21 protein-coding genes are annotated in these 24,379 nt (G+C 57.6%); 7 read left to right on the forward strand and 14 right to left on the reverse strand.

Going from position 1 to position 24,379, the window contains the following annotated elements; genetic code table 11:
- Window positions 1-7: 7 nt before the first annotated feature.
- The 6 genes from BH714_RS08930 to nasR all read right to left on the reverse strand — a co-directional run bounded on the left by BH714_RS08930 (window position 8) and on the right by nasR (window position 10,843).
- Window positions 8-2,506 (reverse strand): nitrate reductase, encoded by a 2,499-nt coding sequence (locus BH714_RS08930; protein WP_040017702.1) that lies wholly within the window; start codon window positions 2,504-2,506, stop codon window positions 8-10.
- Window positions 2,503-6,489: a nitrite reductase large subunit NirB gene (nirB, locus tag BH714_RS08935; RefSeq protein ID WP_080765206.1), complete on the reverse strand. Its 3,987-nt coding sequence runs from the start codon at window positions 6,487-6,489 to the stop codon at window positions 2,503-2,505. The genes BH714_RS08930 and nirB overlap by 4 nt, the downstream gene beginning before the upstream one ends.
- 11 nt (window positions 6,490-6,500) lie before the next feature.
- Window positions 6,501-7,289: an ABC transporter ATP-binding protein gene (locus BH714_RS08940; RefSeq protein WP_014170481.1), complete on the reverse strand. Its 789-nt coding sequence runs from the start codon at window positions 7,287-7,289 to the stop codon at window positions 6,501-6,503.
- 9 nt (window positions 7,290-7,298) lie between these two features.
- Complete coding sequence (gene ntrB / locus BH714_RS08945) at window positions 7,299-8,180, reverse strand: nitrate ABC transporter permease (protein ID WP_014170482.1); 882 nt, start codon at window positions 8,178-8,180, stop codon at window positions 7,299-7,301.
- Window positions 8,181-8,182: 2 nt separating this feature from the next.
- Complete coding sequence (locus BH714_RS08950; protein WP_025203917.1) at window positions 8,183-9,430, reverse strand: CmpA/NrtA family ABC transporter substrate-binding protein; 1,248 nt, start codon at window positions 9,428-9,430, stop codon at window positions 8,183-8,185.
- Window positions 9,431-9,658: 228 nt separating this feature from the next.
- Entirely contained in the window at window positions 9,659-10,843 is a 1,185-nt protein-coding gene (gene nasR, locus BH714_RS08955) for a nitrate regulatory protein NasR (RefSeq protein WP_040017704.1), read from the reverse strand.
- Between the two features lie 72 nt (window positions 10,844-10,915).
- Between nasR and BH714_RS08960 the strand changes: the two genes are divergently transcribed.
- The 3 genes from BH714_RS08960 (at window position 10,916) to BH714_RS08970 (ending at window position 13,611) form a co-directional block, all read left to right on the forward strand.
- Complete coding sequence (locus tag BH714_RS08960) at window positions 10,916-11,269, forward strand: DsrE/DsrF/TusD sulfur relay family protein (RefSeq protein WP_020882353.1); 354 nt, start codon at window positions 10,916-10,918, stop codon at window positions 11,267-11,269.
- A gap of 106 nt (window positions 11,270-11,375) precedes the next feature.
- Entirely contained in the window at window positions 11,376-13,160 is a 1,785-nt protein-coding gene (locus BH714_RS08965) for a methyl-accepting chemotaxis protein (RefSeq protein WP_040017709.1), read from the forward strand.
- Between the two features lie 211 nt (window positions 13,161-13,371).
- Window positions 13,372-13,611, forward strand: coding sequence for a DUF1883 domain-containing protein (locus tag BH714_RS08970; protein WP_014170489.1), 240 nt, complete (start codon window positions 13,372-13,374; stop codon window positions 13,609-13,611).
- Between the two features lie 40 nt (window positions 13,612-13,651).
- On the opposite strand, the gene BH714_RS08975 is transcribed toward BH714_RS08970, so the two are convergent.
- Together BH714_RS08975 and chaB are read right to left on the reverse strand one after the other, a co-directional pair.
- Window positions 13,652-14,347, reverse strand: coding sequence for a gamma-glutamylcyclotransferase (locus tag BH714_RS08975; RefSeq protein WP_020882351.1), 696 nt, complete (start codon window positions 14,345-14,347; stop codon window positions 13,652-13,654).
- 177 nt (window positions 14,348-14,524) lie between these two features.
- On the reverse strand, window positions 14,525-14,755 hold the full coding sequence (gene chaB, locus BH714_RS08980; RefSeq protein ID WP_032680829.1) for a putative cation transport regulator ChaB: 231 nt from the start codon (window positions 14,753-14,755) through the stop codon (window positions 14,525-14,527).
- A gap of 284 nt (window positions 14,756-15,039) precedes the next feature.
- On the opposite strand from chaB, the gene chaA reads away from it, so the two are divergent.
- Complete coding sequence (gene chaA / locus BH714_RS08985; RefSeq protein WP_020882349.1) at window positions 15,040-16,134, forward strand: sodium-potassium/proton antiporter ChaA; 1,095 nt, start codon at window positions 15,040-15,042, stop codon at window positions 16,132-16,134.
- Window positions 16,135-16,226: 92 nt separating this feature from the next.
- Here the strand turns inward: chaA and kdsA are convergent, their stop codons facing one another.
- Genes kdsA through hemA form a run of 6 tightly spaced genes read right to left on the reverse strand, consistent with a single transcriptional unit; the run spans window position 16,227 to window position 21,530 of the window.
- Entirely contained in the window at window positions 16,227-17,081 is an 855-nt protein-coding gene (gene kdsA, locus BH714_RS08990) for a 3-deoxy-8-phosphooctulonate synthase (protein WP_014170494.1), read from the reverse strand.
- A 36-nt stretch (window positions 17,082-17,117) separates the two neighbouring features.
- Window positions 17,118-17,927 carry an invasion regulator SirB1 gene (gene sirB1, locus BH714_RS08995; protein ID WP_014170496.1) on the reverse strand — a complete coding sequence of 270 codons (810 nt, stop codon included), beginning with the start codon at window positions 17,925-17,927 and terminating at the stop codon, window positions 17,118-17,120.
- 3 nt (window positions 17,928-17,930) lie between these two features.
- On the reverse strand, window positions 17,931-18,323 hold the full coding sequence (gene sirB2, locus BH714_RS09000) for an invasion regulator SirB2 (RefSeq protein ID WP_025203913.1): 393 nt from the start codon (window positions 18,321-18,323) through the stop codon (window positions 17,931-17,933).
- Complete coding sequence (gene prmC, locus BH714_RS09005; RefSeq protein WP_040017710.1) at window positions 18,320-19,150, reverse strand: peptide chain release factor N(5)-glutamine methyltransferase; 831 nt, start codon at window positions 19,148-19,150, stop codon at window positions 18,320-18,322. The genes sirB2 and prmC overlap by 4 nt, the downstream gene beginning before the upstream one ends.
- Window positions 19,150-20,232: a peptide chain release factor 1 gene (gene prfA / locus BH714_RS09010; protein ID WP_020882346.1), complete on the reverse strand. Its 1,083-nt coding sequence runs from the start codon at window positions 20,230-20,232 to the stop codon at window positions 19,150-19,152. The genes prmC and prfA overlap by 1 nt, the downstream gene beginning before the upstream one ends.
- A 41-nt stretch (window positions 20,233-20,273) precedes the next feature.
- Window positions 20,274-21,530 (reverse strand): glutamyl-tRNA reductase, encoded by a 1,257-nt coding sequence (gene hemA, locus BH714_RS09015; RefSeq protein ID WP_014170500.1) that lies wholly within the window; start codon window positions 21,528-21,530, stop codon window positions 20,274-20,276.
- A gap of 201 nt (window positions 21,531-21,731) precedes the next feature.
- Here hemA and lolB point away from each other — a divergent pair, with 201 nt between their 5' ends.
- The 3 genes from lolB to prs all read left to right on the forward strand — a co-directional run bounded on the left by lolB (window position 21,732) and on the right by prs (window position 24,283).
- Window positions 21,732-22,343, forward strand: coding sequence for a lipoprotein insertase outer membrane protein LolB (lolB, locus tag BH714_RS09020; RefSeq protein WP_040017711.1), 612 nt, complete (start codon window positions 21,732-21,734; stop codon window positions 22,341-22,343).
- Window positions 22,340-23,209 carry a 4-(cytidine 5'-diphospho)-2-C-methyl-D-erythritol kinase gene (ispE, locus tag BH714_RS09025; RefSeq protein ID WP_040017712.1) on the forward strand — a complete coding sequence of 290 codons (870 nt, stop codon included), beginning with the start codon at window positions 22,340-22,342 and terminating at the stop codon, window positions 23,207-23,209. Before lolB ends, ispE begins: the two co-directional genes overlap by 4 nt.
- A 126-nt stretch (window positions 23,210-23,335) precedes the next feature.
- Window positions 23,336-24,283: a ribose-phosphate diphosphokinase gene (gene prs / locus BH714_RS09030; RefSeq protein ID WP_003856663.1), complete on the forward strand. Its 948-nt coding sequence runs from the start codon at window positions 23,336-23,338 to the stop codon at window positions 24,281-24,283.
- The last annotated feature ends 96 nt before the right edge of the window (window positions 24,284-24,379 follow it).

The raw sequence follows: 24,379 nt of genomic DNA on the forward strand, positions 1-24,379 counted from the left end.
TGCAGCCTTAAGAGGAATTTTCCGGAATATCCTGAAACATTGTTTTTAGTTCAGGCACACAGGAGCCGCAGTTCGTTCCGCAGCGCAGCCTGGCACCCAGCGCCGCGACGGAATTACACCCTCCCCCAATCGCCTCGCGTATGACGGTTTCCCCCACGCTGAAACAGCTGCAGATGATCCGACCCGGATCGACACTGTCCCCGGTTCCCTGTCCATTCAACAACGCGTGGCGCTCAGCAAGCGTCACGGGAGATGAACGAAACGCGGCTTCAATTACCGCGTGCGCCAGTGTCGGTAACGCAGTGCCTTCCCAGAACCCGAGCATCAGTTGTCCGTCATGCCAGGCCAGCACGCTGCTGCGCTCGCTGGTCTGCGCGACCTGCAGCTGCCAGCCCCGTTCACTGGCGTACTGCATAACCCACGCCAGCAACGGCTTATCCCCCGCCACCGTCAGACGTGAGACTTTACGCCACCAGCAGACAGAGGGGGGAAGCTCCGGCAGTTCACGGGCATAAAGCTCACCCTGCCAGCCCGGCTGCCAGGGCATAATCCTGACGGCCGTCTGTTTACTCTCGGGCTGACCGGACAGCGGGTCACAGCGCCCCTCCACCAGCGCATTCACCTTCCCCTGGCGGGCAAACTGGGCATTCCAGTGCATTGGCACAAACAGCTCACCTTCTCGCTGCCCGTCAGTGATGCGCACTCTTGCCAGCATCACTCCACGCGGAGAGCTGATGCGCGCCAGCTGTCCGTCGTACAGTGAGAAGCGCATGGCATCGGCGGCGCCGATCTCAACACACGGCTCAGCACTATGCTGCATCAGTTTCGGGACGTACCCCGTCCGGGTCATGGTGTGCCACTGATCGCGGATACGCCCGGTATTGAGAATCAGCGGGTATAGCGCGTTTATTGCCGCACCGTGTGGCTGAGGCTCTACCGGCACAATTTCCCGGCGCGCAAAGGCCCCCGCTGGCCACTGATAAGGCTCAAGCCGGTCCCATTCCTCACGGGTAAGTGACGCCAGTTCATGGAGGTTAAACGCCCGCGCGCCGTCATTTTCAAAGGCCGAGAGCGCTGCATGCTCACAAAAAATTTGCTGCGGATGTTCCCAGGCGAAGGCTTCACCATAGCCCAGCGCCTGTGCCACCCGGGCGATGACCCACCAGTCCGGTTTGGTCTCGCCTGGCGCCGGCAGAAAGGCGCGCTGGCGCGAAATACGCCGCTCGGAATTGGTTACCGTACCGTCTTTTTCCCCCCACGCCTGTACCGGGAAGCGGATATGGGCATAGCGGCTGGTGTCGGTCTCCTGCATCACCTCGGAGACAATCACCAGCGGGCAATGTTCCAGCGCCTGACACACCGCGTGGCTGTCCGGCAGCGAGACGGCAGGATTGGTGCCCATGATCCACACCGCTTTCACTTCGCCGCGGGCGATCGCATCAAACAACTCCACCGCCATCAGGCCCGGCGTCTGGGCCAGTCTTTCCGTACCCCAAAAACGCGCCACCCGCGAAAGAGACTCCGGCTCGAAATTCATGTGAGCGGCAAGCTGGTTCGCCAGCCCACCCACCTCCCGCCCCCCCATCGCGTTAGGCTGTCCGGTCAGCGAAAACGGTCCGCAGCCCTGACGGGCGAATTTTCCGCTGGCCAGATGAACGTTGATGATGGCATTACACTTGTCGCTGCCGCTTGAGGACTGATTAATGCCCATGGTGTAGAGCGTGATGGCCCGCGGCGCAGTCACAAACCAGTCGTAGAAGGTCCCCACGTCCTCGGTTGAGAGGCCACAAAACTCAGCCACCCGGGCGATGGGCCACGCGTCGGTTCCCTGAATCAGATTGAGTAAACCGACAAACAGCCCGGCGTCACTGCCGGGCGTAAGCGCCAGATGCAGGTCAGCAATATCGCAGGTGGCCGTTTTGCGCGGATCGATAACCACAACTTTCATCGCAGGGTTGTTCTGGCGCGCCTGTACCAGCCGCTGATACAGCACCGGATGGGTCCATGCCGCATTCGACCCGACCAGCACCACCACATCGCTGTTTTCCACATCCTCATAGCTACACGGCACCACATCTTCACCAAACGCGCGCTTGTAGCCCGTCACCGCGGACGACATACAGAGCCGCGAGTTGGTATCAATGTTTGCCGCACCAATAAACCCTTTCATCAGCTTATTGGCGGCGTAATAGTCCTCGGTCAGCAGCTGGCCGGAGGCGTAAAACGCCACCGCCTGTGGTCCCCAGGTGTCGATGATGGTCTGCAGCCGTTCACCAGCCGCCGCCAGCGCCCGGGACCATTCCACCTCCTGCCCGTCGACCACCGGGTGCAGCAATCGCTCCTGCAGACCGGTCGTTTCGCCTAATGCCGAGCCTTTAACGCACAGGCGTCCAAAACTGGCGGGATGTCGTTCATCTCCGCGCACGGTAACCTTCTCACCCTCTACCGTTGCGATCACGCCGCAACCCACCCCGCAGTAAGGGCACGTCGTTCGGGTTTCATTCATGACGCCTCCGCACGCAAGATCTGCGCGTCGTTCCCGACCCACACCTGACCGTTTTCTATTTTCACCGGCCAGGCGCGCACCGCAGGTTCCCCGTTATCGGCCTGACAGCCGTCGCGCAGACGGATACGCTGCTTATAGAGCGGAGAGATGACCACCGGCTCGCCGGCAGCATCGCCGAGAATGCCGCGTGAAAGCACGTTTGCTGTGCTGCCCGGCTCGAGGTCGTCGAGGGCATAGACAGATTGACCAAAGCGGAAAAGCGCAATCGGTTTTCGCCCCAGCCGGGCGCCGATCCCCGCCTGCTCAGGGATCTCATCGATAGCGCAGACCGCTTGCCAGCGTTTATTCTCCTCCACCGGCTGACGGTTCACTTCGGTACGGAACAACGCCAGACGGCTCGGATCGTTAAGCGTGGTCTGCCATTCACACTGGTAGGTTTCCACCACGCGGGCCATCTCCTGTTCCAGCTCGTGCGCAATGCCCAGGCTGTCGTTAAGAATCACCTCGCGCAGGTAGTCGATCCCCCCTTCCAGATTGTCCATCCACGTACTGGTACGCTGCAGGCGATCCGCCGTGCGGATGTAGAACATCAGGAAGCGGTCGACGGTACGGATCAGCGTCTCGTCATCCAGATCGCTGGCAAAGAGATCCGCATGGCGCGGTTTCATGCCGCCGTTACCGCAGAGATAAAGGTTCCAGCCTTTGTCGGTCGCAATGACGCCCACGTCCTTGCTCTGAGCCTCCGCACATTCACGGGTACAACCGGACACGGCCATTTTAATTTTGTGCGGCGCGCGTAAGCCTTTATAGCGGTGCTCAAGCGTGACCGCGAGACGCGTGGAATCTTGCACGCCATAGCGGCACCAGGTCGACCCGACGCAGGATTTCACCGTGCGCAGGGATTTACCGTACGCGTGACCGGTCTCAAATCCGGCCTCCACCAGCGCCTGCCAGATCGCCGGCAGCTGGTCGAGCGTGGCGCCAAAGAGGTCGATACGCTGTCCGCCCGTGATTTTGCTGTACAGCTGGTAGCGTTTGGCAATCTGGCCGATAGCTATCAAGCCGTCGGCCGACACTTCCCCTGCAGGCATCCGGGGCACGATGGAGTACGTCCCGTCTTTCTGAATATTGGCAAAATAACGGTCGTTGGTGTCCTGCAGCGGCAGATGTGCCGGTTTCAGCAGGTACTCATTCCAGCAGGAGGCGAGCACTGATCCCACCAGCGGTTTACAGATTTCGCAACCGTGCCCCTGCCCGTAACGGCTGATAAGCTGGTCGAAGGTACGAATATGATTGACGCGCACCAGGTGATAGATTTCCTGACGCGACCACGGGAAGTGTTCGCAGATGTCCTTTTTCACCTCCACGCCCTGCTCTGCAAGCTGGTACTCCATCACCTGTTTCACCAGCGCGCTGCATCCTCCGCAACCGGTCGCGGCTTTGGTGCACTGTTTTATGGCTCCAATATCCGCGGCACCGGCACTTACCGCCTGACAGATATCACCTTTGCTGACGTTATGGCAGGAGCAGATCTGCGCACTGTCAGGCAGTGCCGCCACGCCGAGGGCTTTTGGCGCGCTCCCGGCGAAGGAAGGTAAAATCAGCGTTTCAGGCTCTTTGGGCAACGCTATGCCGTTGAGCATCATCTGCACCAGGGTCGCATATTCGCTGGCATCCCCCACCAGTACGCCGCCCAACAGGGTTTTATTGTCCTCACTGACCACGATCTTTTTATAGATTTGCTGCGGACCATGCGTCCATTGATAGCTTAGCGCGCCGGGTGTTCTTCCATGGGCATCACCAAACGAGGCCACATCTACCCCCAGCAGCTTCAGTTTGGTGCTCATGTCAGCCCCGGTAAAGGCGCTCGCCTCTCCCGCCAGCGTGGCCGATGCCACCCGCGCCATCTGATAACCCGGGGCGACCAGGCCAAAAATTTTACCCTCCCACAGTGCACATTCGCCGATAGCGAACACGTCTTTATCGGAAGTCTGGCACTGGTTATCAATGCAAATCCCGCCGCGCTCTCCGGTCACCAGGCCACTGCTGCGCCCCAGTGCATCCTGCGGGCGAATACCTGCAGAGAAGACCACGATGTCAGTTTCCAGCTGTTCGCCGTCCGCAAAGCGCATCACCAGCCCGCCGTTCGCAGAGACGATGTCGGTGGTGGCTTTGCTGGTGTGAACGCCCACGCCAAGCGCTTCGATCTTTTTGCGCAGCATGGCCGCGCCGTCGTTGTCGAGTTGTACCGCCATCAGGTGTGGCGCAAACTCCACGACGTGCGTTTCCAGGCCCAGCTGTTTCAGGGCATTCGCGGCTTCCAGTCCCAGCAGGCCACCGCCAATGACCACCCCGCGACGGGATTGCTTTGCCTGCGCGGCGATGTTATCCAGGTCGTCCAGCGTACGGTAAACAAAGCAGCCCGGCAGCGTGCTGCCCGGTACCGGAGGCACAAACGGGTACGAGCCGGTCGCCAGCACCAGTTTGTCCCAGTGGGTTTCATGCCCACTGGCGGTACGCACGACGTGTGCGTCGCGATCGATACTCACAATTTGCTGCGAGAGGCGAAGCTCAATGCCGTGTTCAGCAAAGAAATCACCGTCCACCAGCGAGAGCGATTCTGCGCTTCGTCCGCCAAAATACTCTGACAAATGCACACGATCGTAGGCGGCATAGCGCTCTTCGCCAAAAACGATAATCTGGTACTGCCGGTGCAAATTGCGCTTCACACAGTCTTCGAGAAAATGATGGCCGACCATACCGTGTCCAACCACCACCAGCGTAGGTTTTGTCATAGCGTTTTGTCCTGCAACCTGCGGTTGCGTAGTGAATCGATTGAACAGCCAGTCCGCGTGGGCGGGCGCAGCCGTTGCCAGTAAATCGGTGAATGTTGCCGCGTTGCGGCAATCCCCCATCAGCAGCACGCCAGCAAGCGCACCGCGATGCAGTAACAAACGGCGATAGTGACGGGTCAGCGGATCCCAGGCGCTCCAGACCACATCGTCTGGCAGAACCTCTACTCGCCCGGCGCTGAACAGCTCCACACCGGGTACTTTGAGGCGCATGCCGCTGTCGGTCAGGGCAAATGGCGTGCTAGCCTCCCCAGCCAGCCGGGCGGCGAGGATATCCGCCTGCGCCAGGCAAGGTGCGACCAGGCCGAACGTCTGGCCGTCGATTTCGCAGCACTCACCGATGGCGCTGATCGCCGGGACTGAGGTCTGCATCTGGTGGTTAACCACAATGCCGCGGGCACAGTGAATGCCGCTGGCTTTTGCCAGTGCGACATTGGGCTGCACGCCGGTCGCCAGCACCACGCGAGAGGCGTTAATCTTGCGTCCGTTGTGTAACGTCACGGCATCCGCCGCAATGGCGGTCACTCCCGATGACAGTTCGCAGCGAACGCCGCGCTCCGCCAGCGCCTCTTCAAGCAAAACGCCTGCCTGGCGATCGAGCTGCTGTTCCATCAGCCACGCACCACGATGCACCAGCGTGACGTTGTCACAAGACCGGACCAGTGCCGCAGCGACCTCAACGCCGAGCACCCCACCGCCCAGCACTACAGCTGGCCCCGGGTTCTCCTGAATCGCGCGGATATCGGCCAGCGTACGAAAGGTGAAGACATGTGGAGCGTCACCGCCCGGAATGGGAGGTACAAAAGGCGTCGACCCGGTGGCAAAGACCAGTTCGTCCCAGGCCAGCGTGGCTGCTGTGGTACGGACCTCGCGTTTCTCAACATCCACGGAGAGCACCTTTTCGCCCCGTCGTACCGTCACACCCCGTGCGTGATACCAGGCGTCATCCTGCAGGCGGATCTGCTGCGCCTGTTTTTCCCCGCCCAGTACCGGCGAGAGCATGATGCGGTTGTAAGCGTGTTCCGACTCCTCGCCAAACACGGTGATCGTGAAGCGACCGGGCGCACGCTCGGTCAGCGAGGCAATCAGCCGTGTTGCGGCCATCCCATTACCGATAACGATCAGTCGCATCACCGCCTCCGTTACGCCGCTTTAGGCTGTTTTTCATAGAGGAAATGGAGGATCTGCTGACGCATATGGTGATAGCGGCTATCGTCCGCCAGCTGAACCCGATTGCGCGGGCGAGGCAGGTCAACATGCAGCACCTCGCCGACGGTGGCCGCCGGGCCGTTAGTCATCATCAGTACCCGGTCAGAAAGCAACACGGCCTCATCCACATCGTGGGTGATAAGCACGATGGTGGTGTTCAGCGCCTGCTGGATTTGCATCACCGAGTCCTGCAAATGCGCGCGCGTGAGCGCATCCAGCGCGCCAAACGGTTCATCCATCAGCAGGACCTTCGGCTTCATCGCCAGCGCACGGGCAATGCCAACGCGCTGTTTCATGCCGCCGGAGATTTCCGAAGGCCGTTTATGCAGGGCATGCCCCATCTGGACGCGATCGAGGTTGTGTTCAATCCACTCCTTGCGCTCCGCCTTGCTCATGGTGCGGCGAAAGACCTGATCCACCGCCAGCGCAACGTTGTCGAAGCAGGTGAGCCACGGCAGCAGAGAATGGTTCTGAAACACCACCGCACGCTCCGGTCCTGGCCCGGCGATTTCGCGGTTATCGCAAATCAGCCCACCTTCGGTCGGCAGGGTGATCCCGGCAATCAGGTTGAGCAACGTCGATTTGCCGCACCCGGAGTGGCCAATCAGGCTCACGGTTTCGCCTTCGTGAATATCAAAAGAGACGTTCTGCAGCGCCAGAAACTCGCCGCTGGCGGTAGAAAAACGCTGGCTCACGGCCTGGACCTGAATTAATGGTTTCATCTTCGCTCCTTATTTTTCCTGCCAGCTAAAGCGACGGGCGATCAGCATCAGCCCCTGCTCCAGCAGCAACCCGACCACGCCAATGATGACGATGGCGATGAGAATGTTTTCGACGTTGAGGTTGTTCCACTCATTCCAGATCCAGAAGCCGATCCCCAGCCCACCGGTGAGCATCTCGGCGGCGACAATGACCAGCCAAGCGATGCCAATAGAGAGGCGAACCCCGGTCAGCACCGCGGGCAGCACGGCCGGGAAGAGGATCCGCCGCATGATGGTCCACTCGGAGAGCTGCAGCACGCGGGCAACGTTGAGGTAATCCTGCGGAATACGACGTACCCCTTCGGCGGTGTTAATCACCATTGGCCATATTGAACAGATAAAAATGGTCCAGCTGGAGGCGGGCTCCGCTTTCTGGAACAGCAGCAGGCCGATAGGCAGCCAGGCTAAAGGACTGACCGGGCGTAACAGTGCAATCAACGGGCTGAACATGCGCGAGCAAAAGGTGAAGCGACCGATCAGGAAACCGAGCGGGATCCCCGCGAGCGCCGCCAGACCAAAACCCACCGCCACGCGCTGCAGCGAAGCGAGCACGTTCCAGCCGATCCCCATATCGTTTGGCCCGTCGCGGTAAAACGGGTCAGCGAAGAGCGTTAATGCGGAATCCAGCGTGCTGAGCGGCGTCGGGAACCCTTTGCTGTTGATCGCGGCCAGTTGCCAGAGCAACACCAGTAACCCGAGCCCCAGCAGCGCCGGGATCACGCGCTGCAGAAGGTCATTCATCCGTCGCGTGAACGTCGGTGCGCGGCGGCGAACCTGTACCGGAGGGAGGGTAATCACTTCCCCGCTCGCCGGCGTCTCGTCTTTCGATTTCGTGCTGTGCAGATGCTGCATAATCAGGCCCCTTTACGGTGAATAGCGAAGCGGTTGGCGTAACCGTCCGGATCGGTACCGTTCCAGACGGTACCGTCCATCAGGGTGCTGCTGCGATACGGTGATGACGGGGTGGATATGCCTCCCACCGCCGTGGCGGCATCCTGCCAGACCGAGGTCTGGTTAATGCGCTGCGCGATGGCGGCATAATCCGGCGCCGATTTGAGCAAGCCCCAGCGGCGGAACTGGGTTAAAAACCACATCCCGTCGGAGAGGTACGGATAGCTGACGGCACCCTCGTTGAAGAAACGGATCGGATGCGCATCCTGCCAGCGCTGGCCAAGCCCGTTGTCGTACTCTCCCAGCATCCGTCCGGTGAGATACTGCTCTTTGGTGTTCAGCCACGCCCGGCGAGAGAGGATTTGGGCGGTCTCACGTTTGTTGTCTGGTGATGCATCGATCCAGCGTGCGGCTTCCAGTACCGCACTCACCAGCGCCCGCGCGGTGTTCGGGTTTTTCTCCACCCAGTCGCGGCGTGTGCCAAGAATTTTTTCCGGATGATCGGCCCAGATCGACTGGGACGTTGCGGCGGTAAACCCGATGCGGTCGTTAATGGCGCGCGCATTCCACGGCTCACCAACGCAAAAGCCGACCATGTTGCCAATCCGCATGTTCATCACCATTTGCGGCGGCGGCACAACCACGGTTCGGACGTCATCGAACGGATTAATGCCCGCGCTGGCCAGCCAGTAGTACAGCCACATCGCATGCGTACCGGTCGGGAAAGTGTGTGCGAAGGTGTAAGTGCCGGGTGCCTGCTGCCCAATCAGCGTTTTCAGCCCGTCGAGATCGCGAACGCCCTTCTCTGCCAGATCGCTGGAGAGCGTGATGGCTTGACCGTTCTGGTTCAGGGTCATCAGGTTTGCCATCTGCTGTGGCTTACCGGCAAGCCCCAGCTCCAGCCCGTACAGCAGGCCGTAAAGAATGTGGGCGGCGTCCAGTTCGCCTGCCACCAGCTTATCGCGCACGGCTGCCCAGCTTGCCTCTTTGGTTGGCACGATGGTGATGCCATATTTTTTATCAAACCCCTTCAGCGCCGCGATAACCACCGGCGCGCAGTCGGTTAACGGTATAAACCCGATGCGCACCGTCTCCTGCTCCGGTTTATCCGAGCCTGCCGCCCACGCGGCCTGCATGACACCCGGTAATAACATGGCGCCGCTCGCCAGCATGCTGGCCTGTAAAAACCGCCGTCTCGACAAATCCGCCATGACCACTCCTGAAAAAAAGACAAAAAAAAGCGCCCACCCGTGCCGAAGCACCGCTGGACGCCTTTATCCCGAAGACAGATGCACCGCCGTTGGCGCACCGTCAAAAATGGTTAATCAGATAATGCAAAGGGAATGCCAGGTTTTACTGCCCTGTTTTTCGGGCGTTTACCGGGAAATCTCCACGACCGCGCACCTCAATCAGGCACTAAATGCCCACTCATTGTGCAGCTACTCCTTAGGGGTTACCTGCCACAAGCTCTTCACGGTGAGCAGCGCGCGGGCGATATCTACCATGCGCTGATTTTTGTCCATCGCCATTTTACGCAGCGCCGTCCATGCCTGTTCCTCACTCATCTTTTGATGGGTCATCAGTACGCTTTTCGCTTTATCGATGGTTTTGCGCTCTTCGAGCGTATCGCGCAGTGACGCGAGCTGACGGGAAAGCTGTTCTATCTCGCGCGCCTGCTGGCGAACCAGGGTTAACAAGGGCTTATCCGGATAAGAGGCCAGCGGATCGTCCTGCTCCTCAGCCGGTAGCGTGTACTCCTCCTGGCGATGGATACGCTCGTCCACCGCGATCATCAGATCGGCGATAACCATCTCCTCCAGGGTGCGCAGATGCTCAAGGCGTGCCGTTTGCAGAGCAAACCAGGCCAGTGCGGTATGGCCATTGTCAGCGGCTGGCTGGCGGGTACAGGCCACGCGCCTCAGTTGCTCCGTCTCACGGTCAGGCTGGCAATTCTGGGAAAAGGTGGTTTGCACATCCGCCGTGCTGTGGGTCATGAAAATCTCGAAGCAGGCCTGCTGTCCGTCAATCCGGTCCACCAGCCGCTGACGGATGCCATCGTCAAAATAGCCCTGCGTGAAGCCAATGGCGCCCAGCGCCCGCTCTTGTCCCGCCAGCTCTTTACCCTGCATCAGGCTATAAAGCGCGACAAAACGGCCTGCGATTTGCGGATCGTCAATGCTGTCGTTAAGCTGCGGTACGATACTGAGCAGATGACGCAGGATGCGACAATAGTGATCCATCGCCTGCGGGGCCGTGATGGTTTGCTGAATAACGCCATCACGAAGGGCTGACAGGTTATCCAGACTGAGCAGCGCGGCGGCTATACGTTCGCACACGCCGCTGCCCTGGAACGGGGAGTGGTTATCCAGAACGTCATAAAGCGCAGTGAGGTTTTCATTCACCAGCGCCCGGCTCGCTTTGCATTCGGCAGCGTACAGCTTACCCTGTGAGCAGAGCCAGACGTTAGAGGCTCCACGCTCGCACTGCAGCATATGCACCAGCAGGCTGATGGCGTTAACCAGCACGCCAAGCTGTGCCAGCCTGCTCAGTTGCTCCCGGCGCATCGACCTTGCACGCTGGAGCCATTCGGTCGCACCTGGCGAAATGCCAGCCATTAATGTCATGCTTACTCTCCCGGACAGCGAAACCCTGGATAGCTAAGCAATATTCGTGCCTTTAAAAGAACAGGAGTCAACATGCAGAAGATTGTTATCGTCGCCAACGGTGCGGCTTACGGCAGCGAATCCCTTTTTAACAGCCTGCGCCTGGCGATCGCGCTACGCGATAAAGAGAGTGAACTGGAGTTACGGCTCTTTTTAATGTCGGATGCGGTCACCGCCGGGCTGAAGGGGCAAAAACCGGCAGAAGGCTACAACATTCAGCAGATGCTGGAGATCCTGACCGCGCAAAACGTTCCGGTCAAACTGTGCAAAACCTGCACCGACGGGCGCGGCATCACCGGATTGCCGCTGATTGAAGGTGTGGAAATCGGCACGCTCGTTGAGCTGGCCGAGTGGACTCTGCGCGCCGATAAAGTATTAACTTTTTAATAATAAACCCGTAAAAATATTATTTTCTTATGGACGCGGTTTCAGCATCAAGTTTACCTGCAGGGTTGCCGATAGGCATGGAAACAACACAGTAGGTATTTCACTTATGTTCAGATCCATTCGTGCACGCATCATTGCCGCGACGACAGGTTGTCTGGTCGTCGCCCTTCTTCTTAATACTGTCATCAATTTTCAGGTCACACGCCAGGATAACCAGCAGTCACAGCGCGACATCCTGACCAGCACCAGCGCCAGCCATAACATGGCGATTGCGGACTGGGTGAAGAGCAAAATGACGGTTATCGCCTCCGCACAAACCGTTGCGCTCAGTGACGATCCGGTTCCGGTCTTTAAACAGCTTGCCCAGGCGGGTGGGTTCACTAACGTATACGTTGGCTATGCCAGCAAAACGGCGAAATTCTCTGAACCAGCGGGCGTACCGGCGGATTATGACCCCACGATCCGTCCCTGGTATCAGCAGGTCGTAAGCCAGGATAGCCCGGTCGTGACCGCGCCTTACGTTGACGCCGGTAGCGGAAAACTGGTGGTGACGTTTGCCGTGCCGGTGAAAGAAAACGGTACCCTGAAAGCCGTGGTGGCTGGCGATGTGGCGATGGACAGCGTGGTTGCTAATGTGCGCGGGATCCACCCAACCCCGGCAAGCAGCGGGCTGCTGCTGAATAGCGATGGCACCGTCATTGCCGCCAGCGACCCTGCCCTGACGCTTAAACCGTTCGCCGAAACCCTCAAAGGCATCGACTTTGCGGCGCTGAAAAGCGGAAACCCGGTAAACGGGACCTTCAATGGCGCCGAAAAAACCTTCGTGGCAACCGCCGTGCCGGGTACGAACTGGATGCTGGTTGTTGCCCTGGACACAGGCGATGCCACCTCCGGAATGCGCTCGCTGCTGAAAGCCTCGGCCATCTCGCTGGTGATCCTGGCCTTACTCAGCGGCGCCATTGTTCACTTCCTGATTGCGCGTCTGCTGAAGCGCCTGTCTGACATTCGCGATGCGATGCATAACATTGCGAACGGCACTAACGATCTGTCGCAACGCCTGCCGGAGAGCGGCGATGACGAAGTGGCGCAAATAGCGCAGGCGTTTAACGCCTTCAGTGACAAGCTCTCGGTGGTGATGGTACAACTGCGGGATGCCAGCGCATCGGTGAAAAACGCCGCGCGGGAAATTGCGGCAGGTAACCAGGACCTCTCAGGGCGTACCGAGCAGGCCGCCTCCAGCCTTCGCGAAACGGCCAGCGCCGTGGAAGAGATCACCGCGTCGGTAACCCAGTCGAACGAGTCTGCGGCTGAAGCCAATGACCAGGCGAGTAAGGCCTCTGCGGCGGCGGCTCGCGGCGGCGAGGTGGTATCTCAGGCCATCAGCACCATGCAGTCCATTGAAGTGGCTTCCGCGAAGATTGGCGACATCACCAGCGTGATTGACGGGATTGCCTTCCAGACCAATATCCTGGCGCTGAATGCCTCGGTGGAAGCCGCACGCGCCGGAGAGCAAGGCCGTGGGTTTGCCGTGGTGGCCGGCGAGGTGCGTAATCTGGCCAGCCGCAGCGCGCAGGCGGCGAAAGAGATTAAAACGCTTATCGATTCCACCACCAACAGCGTGGCCACCGGCTCCCGCTACGTTCATCTGGCCGGGGAAAGCATGAACGAAATCCGCTCCAGCATCGGTAGCGTGTCGGGCATCATGCGTGAAATCTCCATCGCCACCAGCGAGCAGATGAAAGGCATCCAGGAGATTAACCATGCGGTGACCCATCTGGACAGAATGGTTCAGCAGAACGCCGAACTGGTGGTGCAATCTGCGGCTGCAGCCGGCGCGCTGCAGAGCCAGGCGGGCGACCTTGCTGAAACTGCCGGGCATTTCCGCATTTAATTTTAGGGTGGCGCGCGTTCACCGGGCAAAACGCGCGCCAGAGTAAATTTTCAGGAATTTTGTCATTTTTGTTTAATCGTTACGCCATTTTTTGATCAAAGTCAGCATCCTCACCCTCCCCCTTTGGTGTTATGCCATGAGTGAATTGTGAACAATATCACGCTCGGATATGGCAGCAGGGAGAGCGTTGTTTAAGACTACGGGGTAAAAAATGGCACTGGTAAAAACAAGTTTGAAATTGTTTGGCGGGGATACGGTCGTTGTACGGTGTTCTGAGCGATGCCGCATTCATTTGATGAGTTCGAAAGCACAACAACACTCGCAGGCGGATATCCTGACCGTGCAGGATGACAAGGCATGGCTTACCGTGCCGTACACCGGCACGTGGGATGTCCTGATTGACAGCCATAGCCAGTCACTGGAGCATTCCGTAAGCTACGTTGCTGCATAAGAGACAAACGCCCGGTCCGCTCACGCAGCCGGGCGCATTCTCAGGCAAAACCGGGACGCAGCGTATTATTCAGCGGGTTTCCTTCCAGCAGCGCTTTCACCTTCACCACCAGCTCATTCAGACAATCGTCCTTCATGCCGAGGCGCGTCAGCTCCTGGTCGAGCGAAAAGAGATACTGCGCGTTGGTGCCCAGCGGTCCACTGGCGGCAGCGATCAACGGGGCAATAACCTGCGTGCGGGTATCCGCTTCATACAGCGGATGGCGCGGATCCATAATAAACACCAGCGCGTTAACGGTACGTCCGTCATCAAGTTCCAGCTTGCACCAGCTCGGCATATAGCAGCCGGTGATCATCTCGCGCTTCCACAGCAGCGTCAGTTCGTCTTCCAGCGTTGCATCCGGCAGGCGGTAGGCCACCCCCGTGGTGCGTCCGCCCTCTTTTAGTGCAAGCATGCGTCCCGGCTGACACGCGCTACCTCGACCGGCCGTGAGGCGCAAACAAAATGCACGATGCCAGCCAGGAAGTGTACCTGTTGCCGATTCGACAAATTCGAGAGCCGGGTTCCACATCAGCGAACCGTAGCCAAAAATCCATACCGGGCCATCATCCGGGCGGCACGCCAGCGTGGCAGCGAGCGACGCCGCACGTTGTTCAGCTGACCAGAGAAGCGATTCCTCAATAGCACCAAATGCCGTCTTACAATCTGCCTTCATTAAGAAATCACGCGTTAACACTTTCCACCTCCGCCACTGCATGCTTCCTTGCGACATCTGTAATCCGCCTTCCTGGCATTGTGTGCTGGTCATTTTGCCAGCAGTTGAGTAACGATAAGCAATTCACGGGCCAGTTGCAATACAACGGAAGTTCAACCGCCTGAAAAGTCAAAACGAAGGCAGCGAATGATTTCACGGCTATTTCTTTTTATGCCATTTATCGTCGTCTCCTTTCTCATATTCATGTTTTACTGCGGCCCAGGCGACTTTGTGCGCGGTCTCTTCACGGCTGGCATCATCACGTCGATCTTCTTTATCTTTGTACTGATCCCAGGCGCTGTTAAAGGCCTCTTTGTAGATATCCTGCGCGTGCGCGGGCAATACGTGTTGCACGCTGTCTGGTAATTCGCGTTTCGTTTTATATGGCATCGCTAACCCCTCTTTTGGTTAAAGAGATAAGTGTGGACGACGATACGGCATGGTGCCAGTCAATTGAGAATTATGCGTAAATGATAATTTTAATATTATGTTATTAAAGGATTAATTACAGAACACGTTCCATTATCGACACCCCAAAGCCAAAACATTACAAACAGTAAAATTGAGTAAAAAATCAAGGGTATTTAACAGAGATCTGTTAATTTAATGACCGAAAATTCTATCTATAATTACAAGCACCTGAATTACAAGCACCTGCATTGATGGAGAAGCACATGACAGCAGCACACGAGGCGGTGAAGACCCGCCACAAGGAGACATCACTCATTTTCCCGGTCCTGGCACTGGCTGTGCTGCTCTTCTGGGGAAGCAGTCAGTCACTGCCAGTGGTAGTTGGTATCAATATTCTTGCTCTGGTGGGTATCTTAACCAGCGCCTTTAGCGTCGTTCGCCATGCGGACGTATTAGCCCACCGCCTGGGTGAGCCTTACGGCTCGTTAATTCTCAGCCTTTCGGTGGTTATCCTCGAAGTCAGCCTGATTTCCGCGCTGATGGCGACCGGTGACGCCGCACCGACCCTGATGCGTGACACCCTCTACTCCATCATTATGATTGTGACAGGTGGTCTGGTGGGCTTTTCACTGTTACTGGGCGGCCGCAAATTTGCGACCCAGTACATGAATCTGTTCGGCATAAAACAGTATCTGATTGCCCTTTTCCCGCTGGCGATTATTGTGCTGGTCTTCCCGATGGCATTGCCGGGGGCCAACTTCTCAACCGGTCAGGCGCTGCTGGTTGCGCTGATTTCCGCAGCCATGTACGGCGTGTTCCTGCTGATTCAGACCAAAACGCACCAGAGCCTGTTCGTCTATGAACATGAAGATGATGGCGACGACCCGCATCACGGTAAGCCGTCGGCTCACAGCAGCGCGTGGCATACGGTTTGGCTGATCGTACATCTGATTGCGGTTATCGCCGTGACCAAAATGAACGCCAACCCGCTGGAGACGCTGTTAACCGAGCTGAATGCCCCGGTCGCGTTTACCGGTTTCCTGGTGGCGCTACTTATCCTGTCGCCTGAGGGTCTGGGGGCGTTGAGGGCGGTGCTGAACAATCAGGTGCAACGCGCAATGAATCTGTTCTTTGGCTCGGTCCTGGCGACAATCTCACTCACCGTGCCGGTAGTGACGCTGATTGCCTTTATGACCGGCAACGAGTTGCAGTTCGCGCTGGGTGCGCCAGAGATGATTGTGATGGTGGCTTCACTGCTGCTGTGTCAGATATCCTTCTCGACCGGGCGCACCAACGTGCTGAACGGCGCGGCGCACATGGCGCTGTTTGTGGCCTATCTGATGACGATATTTGCCTAAGCGTTGTTCGGTGAGGCTCTGAGGCCACACCCGACACCTCTTCCATCGGGAGAGGAATAGCCCAAAAAAACCCGCCGAAGCGGGTTTTTTTATTAGTGGCTGGTATCCAGCTCGTCGAAACTCTTCACCAGATCGTCAATCGCCTTGATCTGTTTCAGGAACGGCTCCAGTTTAGCCAGCGGCAATGCGGACGGGCCGTCGCACTTCGCGTTGTCCGGGTCCGGGTGTGCTTCAATGAACAGACCGGCCAGGCCAGTCGCCATACCGGCGCGCGCCAGCTCGGTGACCTGCGCACGGCGGCCGCCAGAAGCTGCACCAAACGGGTCGCGGCACTGCAGCGCATGGGTCACATCGAAGATGACCGGAGACTGGTTGGACACGTTCTTCATCACGCTGAAGCCGAGCATATCAACGACCAGGTTGTCATAACCGAAGTTTGCGCCACGGTCACACAGGATCACTTTATCGTTGCCGCCTTCGATAAATTTATCGACGATGTTACCCATCTGGCCAGGGCTCACGAACTGAGGTTTCTTCACGTTGATGACCGCGCCGGTTTTCGCCATCGCTTCCACCAGGTCCGTCTGACGCGCCAGGAACGCCGGCAGCTGGATAACGTCGACAACGTCCGCAACAGGCTGCGCCTGAGAAGCTTCGTGCACGTCGGTGATCACTTTCACGCCAAAGGTCTGTTTCAGTTCCTGGAAAATTTTCATCCCCTCTTCCAGGCCCGGGCCACGGTAAGAGTGAATGGAGGAACGGTTGGCTTTGTCAAAAGAGGCCTTAAACACGTACGGGATACCCAGTTTCTGGGTCACGGTCACGTAGTGCTCGCAGATACGCATCGCGAGATCACGGGATTCCAGCACGTTCATACCGCCAAACAGCACGAACGGCAGGTCGTTTGCCACGTTGATATCACCAATGCTAACCACTTTTTGTTTCATAGGATCGCCTTATTCAGGTGTGAATCGGAATTAAGATTAATGCAGTGTAATTTGTTTGTGCGAGATCGCGTTGATCTGCGCACGAATCATTTCGCTGATCGGGTCTTCCGGGCATTGCTCAACAAAATAATTCAGATCGTTCAGCGCCACATGCTCGCAATCAAGCTGGGCATAAATCAGCCCGCGATCGCGGATTTCGTACGGATCTTCCGGATTAAACTGCAGCAGCACTTCACTGGCACGTAATGCCAGCTCCATCTGACGCTCTTCCATCAGCGCAGATTTCAGCGTATCCAGCAGTTTACGGATCACCTCGGCGTTATCCGCCTCGTCGAGATCTTCATTAAAGAGCTCGGCAACCGGGCTGATATTGCCTTTTAACCAGACGTCCAGCGTATGCTCATCCAGCGTATCGCCGTTAAACGGATTGATGAGCCACATCTCACCGTCCAGCCACTCCGCTCGCAGGATCATCTGCGTCGGGAAAATGACCGGCACCAGTGGAATATCCAGACGATGCGCGACCCACAGCAAAATGGAACCCAGCGCAACCGCGCTGCCCTGACGATTTTTTAAGACCTGATCCAGCCATAGTGCGTCAGACAGACGATACACGCCACGCGTGTCGCAGAAACCCCATTCGCCGTAGAAAAGCTCAAGCAGCTTCTCTAATTGCCAGTCCTGCGGGCGCGCCTGATTGATCTCTTCACGCGCCAGGCTGACCAGATTCTCCAGCTCTTCGTAGACGTACTGCGACGTAAAATCGTCGCGGATCATCTCCGAAATCAGGATCATGCCATCGCAAAGCGGCACTTTATTAAATTCGAAATCGGCTAAGGACCTCATGACTTACCCCAGTAACGGTATTCTTGTGGTGGCGAGTTTAATGATGATGTACAGCACCACCAGCCCCAGCAAAAAGGCGATAAAACCGGTCTGCTGGCTGCGCGGACGACGACGCCCAAGCGCGATAAAACCCAAAACGATGTAGATGATAACGCCAAACAGCTTTTCAGTCAGCCATGCGCCTTTATCAGTAAATGGCAGATAGCCGGTCTTCCACATTAATCCGGCCCCTGAGAGAAACAGCACCGTGTCAATACAGTGCGGCGCAATACGCACCCAGCGGGCATCAATCAGCGGATTATTGCTGTAACGCCACCAGTAACGGACGATGAAAAAGCTGATGGTCAGGGCAACGGCTATCAGGTGGGCCGTGATCAGCACGGTAAACAGACTCATGCCCATTGTCCCAGCGTCAGACGGTCGTTGCCGCCATAGTCGCGACAGGTTTCCACCGCACGATAACCTGCAGCGATGAACACGTCACGCACCGCGTCCCCTTGCGTCCAGCCGTGCTCGACCAGCAGCCAGCCGCCGGGGTGCAAATGCTGTCGTGACGTTGTCACAATATGCACAATATCCGCCAGCCCTTCGTTGGCAGCGACCAGCGCCGTCAGCGGTTCAAAACGCACGTCCCCTTGCGTCAGGTGCGGGTCATGCTCGTCGATATAGGGAGGGTTGCTGACAATCATCCCGAACGTGCGGTTATCCAGCGCGCTAAACCAGCTGCTTTGCAGAACGGTGACGTTCGGGAAGCCCAGACGCGCCACGTTACGCTGCGCCAGCGCTACCGCATCGGGCATCACGTCAACCGCCGTCACCTCGCAGTCCGGACGCTCGCTGGCCAGCGCCAGGGCAATTGCGCCAGTGCCGGTTCCAAGATCGAGAATTCGGCAGGCTTGTGCGGGTAAACGCGACAGTGCCTGCTCCACCAGACACTCGGTGTCCGGACGTGGGATCAGGGTCGCTGGGGAGACGTACAACGGCAGTGACCAGAACTCACGCTCCCCGACCAGATGCGCCACCGGCTCACCGGTTTTGCGGCGGGCAAGCAGCGTAGCGAGCTGCGCTTCCTGCTCAGCGCTCAGCTGGGTCTCGCCGAAAGCCAGCAGGTAAGTGCGGGCTTTCCCCGTCACAAACTCAAGCAAAATTTCGGCGTCACGTTTAGGGCTTTCGCTCGCGGAAAGCTCACTGGCGGCCTGCCGTAACCAGTGCTGAAACTCCATTATTCCTGCTCGGACAGTGCTGCCAGCTGGTCGGCCTGGTATTCCTGCACGATAGGCTCAATCAGCATATCCAGCTTTCCTTCCATCACTTCGTCCAGACGGTACAGGGTCAGGTTGATGCGGTGGTCGGTAACACGGCCCTGCGGGAAGTTATAGGTACGGTTACGGTCGCTGCGATCGCCGCTGCCCAGCAGGTTACGACGCGTGGAGGCTTCCGCCTGTTGACGTTTTGCCATTTCAGCCGCGTGGATACGCGCGCCCAGCACGGATAAGGCTTTGGCTTTGTTCTTGTGCTGAGAACGTTCGTCCTGGCACTCCACCACGATGCCGGTTGGCAGGTGGGTAATACGGATAGCGGAATCGGTGGTGTTAACGTGCTGACCCCCTGCCCCGGAGGAGCGGAAGGTATCGATACGCAGGTCCGCCGGGTTGATGTCCGGCAATTCTGCTTCAGGCAACTCTGGCATCACCGCAACCGTACAGGCAGAAGTGTGAATTCGCCCCTGAGATTCGGTGGCAGGTACGCGCTGCACGCGATGACCGCCGGATTCAAACTTCAGACGACCGTACACGCCGTCACCGCTGATTTTAGCGATAACCTCTTTGTAGCCGCCATGTTCACCGTCGTTGGCGCTCATGATCTCAACGCGCCAGCGACGCGCTTCGGCGTAGCGGCTGTACATACGGAACAGATCGCCGGCAAACAGTGCCGCTTCGTCACCGCCGGTCCCGGCGCGGACTTCGACAAAGGCGTTACGCTCATCGTCCGGATCTTTTGGCAGCAGAAGCACCTGCAACTGTTGCTCCATCTCTTCAGCACGCGCTTTTGCGTCCAGCAACTCTTCCTGCGCCATCTCGCGCATTTCAGGGTCGTCGAGCATCATCTGCGCGGTTTCAATATCTTCCTGGACCTGTCGCCAGTCGGTAAAGCATTTTGATACATCACTCAACTGCGCGTATTCACGCGAGAGCGCGCGAAAACGTTCCTGGTCAGCAATGGTCCCGGCATCGCCGAGCAGCGCCTGTACTTCTTCATGGCGCTCGTGCAGAGCTTCCAGTTTAGCGACGATAGAAGGCTTCATAGGCGTAAATGCACCTTGTAATAGAAAATGGGTATAGGGCGCTATTCCAGCCCGAGGCTGTTGCGCAGAATAGTCAGGCGTTCATCATCCCCGTCACGGGCGGCCTGCTGAAGGGATTTGGTTGGTGCATGGATCAGGCGGTTGGTCAGTTTCCAGGCCAGATCCTGCATAATGGCTTCTGCGTCGCCGCCCTGCTGAAGGGCGGCCAGCGCTTTGGCGGTCAGGTCATCACGCACCTGCTCCGCCTGACCGCGGTACTCACGGATAGTCTCGCTGACGCTTTGCGCGCGCAGCCAGGCCATAAACTCACTCGTTTCCTGCTCTACAATGGTTTCCGCCTGAACCGCCGCCGCTTTACGCTGGGCAAGGTTATGCGAAATGATGCTTTGCAGGTCGTCCACGCTGTAAAGGTAGGCGTTCGCCAGTTTACCGACTTCCGGTTCGACATCGCGCGGGACGGCAATATCCACCAGCAGCATCGGTTGATTACGGCGGGATTTCAGCGCTCGCTCGACCATCCCTTTACCGATAATCGGCAGCGGGCTGGCGGTAGAGCTGATGATAATATCTGCCTCTTTCAGGCGCTCATCGATGTCGCTCAGCGCAACCACCTCGGCACCCACCTCGTCCGCCAGCACCTGTGCACGTTCGCGGGTACGGTTAGCGATAATCATCTTTTTAACTTTGTGTTCGCGCAGATGGCGCGCCACAAGTTCGATGGTTTCGCCCGCCCCGACCAGCATCACAGTGACGGTCGACAGGGATTCAAAGATTTGACGGGCCAGGGTACAGGCCGCGAAAGCAACAGAAACCGCACTGGCACCAATGTCGGTTTCGGTTCGCACACGCTTCGCCACGGAGAATGACTTCTGGAACATACGCTCCAGTTCACTGGCTTTCAGATGCCCTTTTTGCGAATCGGCAAACGCCTTTTTCACCTGACCGAGAATTTGCGGCTCGCCGAGCACCAGCGAGTCCAGGCCGCTGGCCACACGCATCAGATGGCTGACTGCATCGTTATCCTGATGCCAGTAGAGGCTATTACGCAGCTCTTCTTCGTTGAGGTTGTGGTAATCACATAACCAGCGGATCAGCGCTTCATGCAGGTTGTCCTGCTCTTCAACGCTTAGGTAGAGTTCAGTACGGTTGCACGTCGAGAGCACCACGCCACCCTGCACCATCGGCTGTGCAAGCAGGCTGTCCAGCGCCAGGTCAAGCGTATCCGGCGAAAACGTGACGCGTTCTCGCAGCGAAACCGGGGCTGTTTTGTGGTTAATACCGAGTGCTAATAGGGTCATGTTGAGCGGGAGTAGTACCAGCGTTAATAAGGTTAGCAGAACGCATCATACAGGATGCGCGAGATCAATAAAAGAGACTGCCCCCTTTCGGAGTAATAGCTTATACAATGCTTTGAGATAATTTGAACGTAGACGGTGGCACCCTTCGACGCTAGCATTAACAGTTATAACTGCAACGTATCTCAAGGATTTGTCCTCATTATGACCCGACTGATTCGCCTGCTGCCCCTGGCGGCACTGGTTCTGACCGCATGTACCGTCACCCAACCTAAAGGCCCGGGCAAAAGCCCTGATTCACCGCAGTGGCGTCAGCACCAGCAGGACGTCCGCAATTTGAGCCAGTACCAGACCCGTGGTGCCTTCGCTTATCTCTCTGATGAACAAAAAGTGTATGCGCGTTTCTTCTGGCAGCAAACCGGGCAGGACAACTATCGCCTGCTGCTGTTAAACCCGCTGGGCAGCACCGAACTGGAGCTTATTGCCAAACCGGGTGAAGCGCAGATCACCGATAACAAAGGCAAGCACTATACCGCCACCGACGCCGAAGAGATGATCGGCAAGCTGACCGGAATGCCTATTCCGCTGAACAGCCTGCGCCAGTGGATTCTGGGCCTGCCGGGTGACGCGACCGACTACCAGCTTGACGACCAGTACCGTCTGAGCCAGGTGAGCTACACCCAGAACGGCAAAACCTGGAAAGTGGTGTACAGCGCCTATGACAGCAACACCAGGCCTTCCCTGCCATCCAACATGGAACTGACCCAGGGCAGCCAGCGGATCAAGCTAAAAATGGACAACTGGATCGTTAAATGATGACCCACTGGCCTTCTCCGGCAAAACTGAATCTGTTTTTATACATCACCGGACAGCGTGCTGACGGATACCATACCCTGCAGACGCTGTTTCAGTTCCTTGATTACGGCGACACGATCGCGATTGGCCCGCGTCAGGACGGCGAGGTTTGCCTGCTGACGCCGGTTGACGGCGTGGCGCATGAAGATAACCTGATTGTGCGCGCTGCACGTCTGCTGATGAAAGTGGCGTCGGACACCGGTCGTCTGCCGGCAGGAAGCGGCGCGGATATCCGTATTGAGAAGCGTCTGCCGATGGGCGGTGGACTGGGCGGTGGCTCATCAAATGCCGCCACCGTGTTGGTTGCCCTGAATCACCTCTGGGGCTGCGGATTATCTCAGGATGAGCTGGCAGCGTTAGGCTTAACGCTGGGGGCGGACGTCCCGGTCTTTGTGCGCGGTCATGCGGCGTTTGCTGAAGGGGTGGGCGAAATACTTTCCCCGGTCGAGCCGCCGGAAAAATGGTACCTGGTGGCCCACCCGGGCGTCAGCATTCCGACCCCGGTCATCTTCAACGATCCTGACCTGCCACGGAATACCCCGGTGCGGTCAATAGAAACGTTATTAAATTGTGAATTCAGCAACGATTGCGAGGTTATCGCAAGAAAACGTTTTCGCGAGGTTGATGCGGTGCTTTCCTGGCTGTTAGAATACGCGCCGTCGCGCCTGACTGGCACAGGGGCCTGTGTCTTTGCTGAATTTGACACCGAATCCGCCGCTCGTCAGGTGCTTGAGCAAGCGCCGGTTTGGCTGCATGGTTTTGTAGCACGTGGGATGAACACCTCCCCCCTACAGCAAGCCATTCTGGCGCAGACTGAGTTTCGGTGACAACGTCACCCTGTTCCAGACGTTGCATCGCGCTCTTTAATACACCGCCTGGATAGCATTTCGCCTGGCCCGCACAGTTTGCGGCGAACGCTATCCACCACTGGACGCATGCCTGAGGTTCTTCTCGTGCCTGATATGAAGCTTTTTGCTGGTAACGCCACCCCGGAACTAGCACAACGTATTGCCAACCGCCTGTACACTTCCCTCGGCGACGCCGCTGTAGGTCGCTTTAGCGACGGCGAAGTCAGCGTACAAATCAATGAAAATGTACGCGGTGGTGATATTTTCATCATCCAGTCCACCTGTGCTCCAACAAATGACAACCTGATGGAACTGGTTGTTATGGTCGACGCCCTGCGTCGCGCTTCAGCAGGCCGTATCACTGCTGTTATTCCTTACTTCGGCTATGCTCGTCAGGACCGTCGTGTCCGTTCCGCGCGTGTGCCAATCACTGCCAAAGTTGTCGCTGATTTCCTCTCCAGCGTTGGCGTTGACCGTGTTCTGACCGTTGACCTGCATGCAGAACAGATCCAGGGCTTCTTCGACGTTCCGGTTGATAACGTATTCGGTAGCCCAATCCTGCTGGAAGACATGCTGCAGCTGAATCTGGATAACCCAATCGTGGTTTCTCCGGACATCGGCGGCGTGGTACGTGCTCGTGCTATCGCTAAGCTGCTGAACGATACCGACATGGCAATCATCGACAAACGTCGTCCACGCGCTAACGTTTCTCAGGTGATGCACATCATCGGTGACGTTGCTGGCCGTGACTGCGTGCTGGTTGACGACATGATCGATACCGGCGGTACGCTGTGTAAAGCAGCAGAAGCGCTGAAAGAGCGTGGTGCCAAGCGCGTATTCGCCTACGCGACTCACCCGATCTTCTCCGGCAATGCAGTAAACAACCTCCGCAACTCCGTTATCGACGAAGTAGTGGTGTGCGATACCATCCCACTGAGTGACGAGATCAAAGCGCTGCCAAACGTGCGCACCTTGACCCTGTCCGGGATGCTGGCCGAAGCGATTCGTCGTATCAGCAACGAAGAATCTATCTCAGCAATGTTCGAACACTAATCGAACACGGCCGAAAAACCCGCTGCGGCGGGTTTTTTTGTCTCTGATATTTATTTGTATGATCAATGCCTCCTTCACCTGCCATTCACATGACAG

The organism is Enterobacter ludwigii (genome assembly GCF_001750725.1).
Classification (GTDB): domain Bacteria; phylum Pseudomonadota; class Gammaproteobacteria; order Enterobacterales; family Enterobacteriaceae; genus Enterobacter; species Enterobacter ludwigii.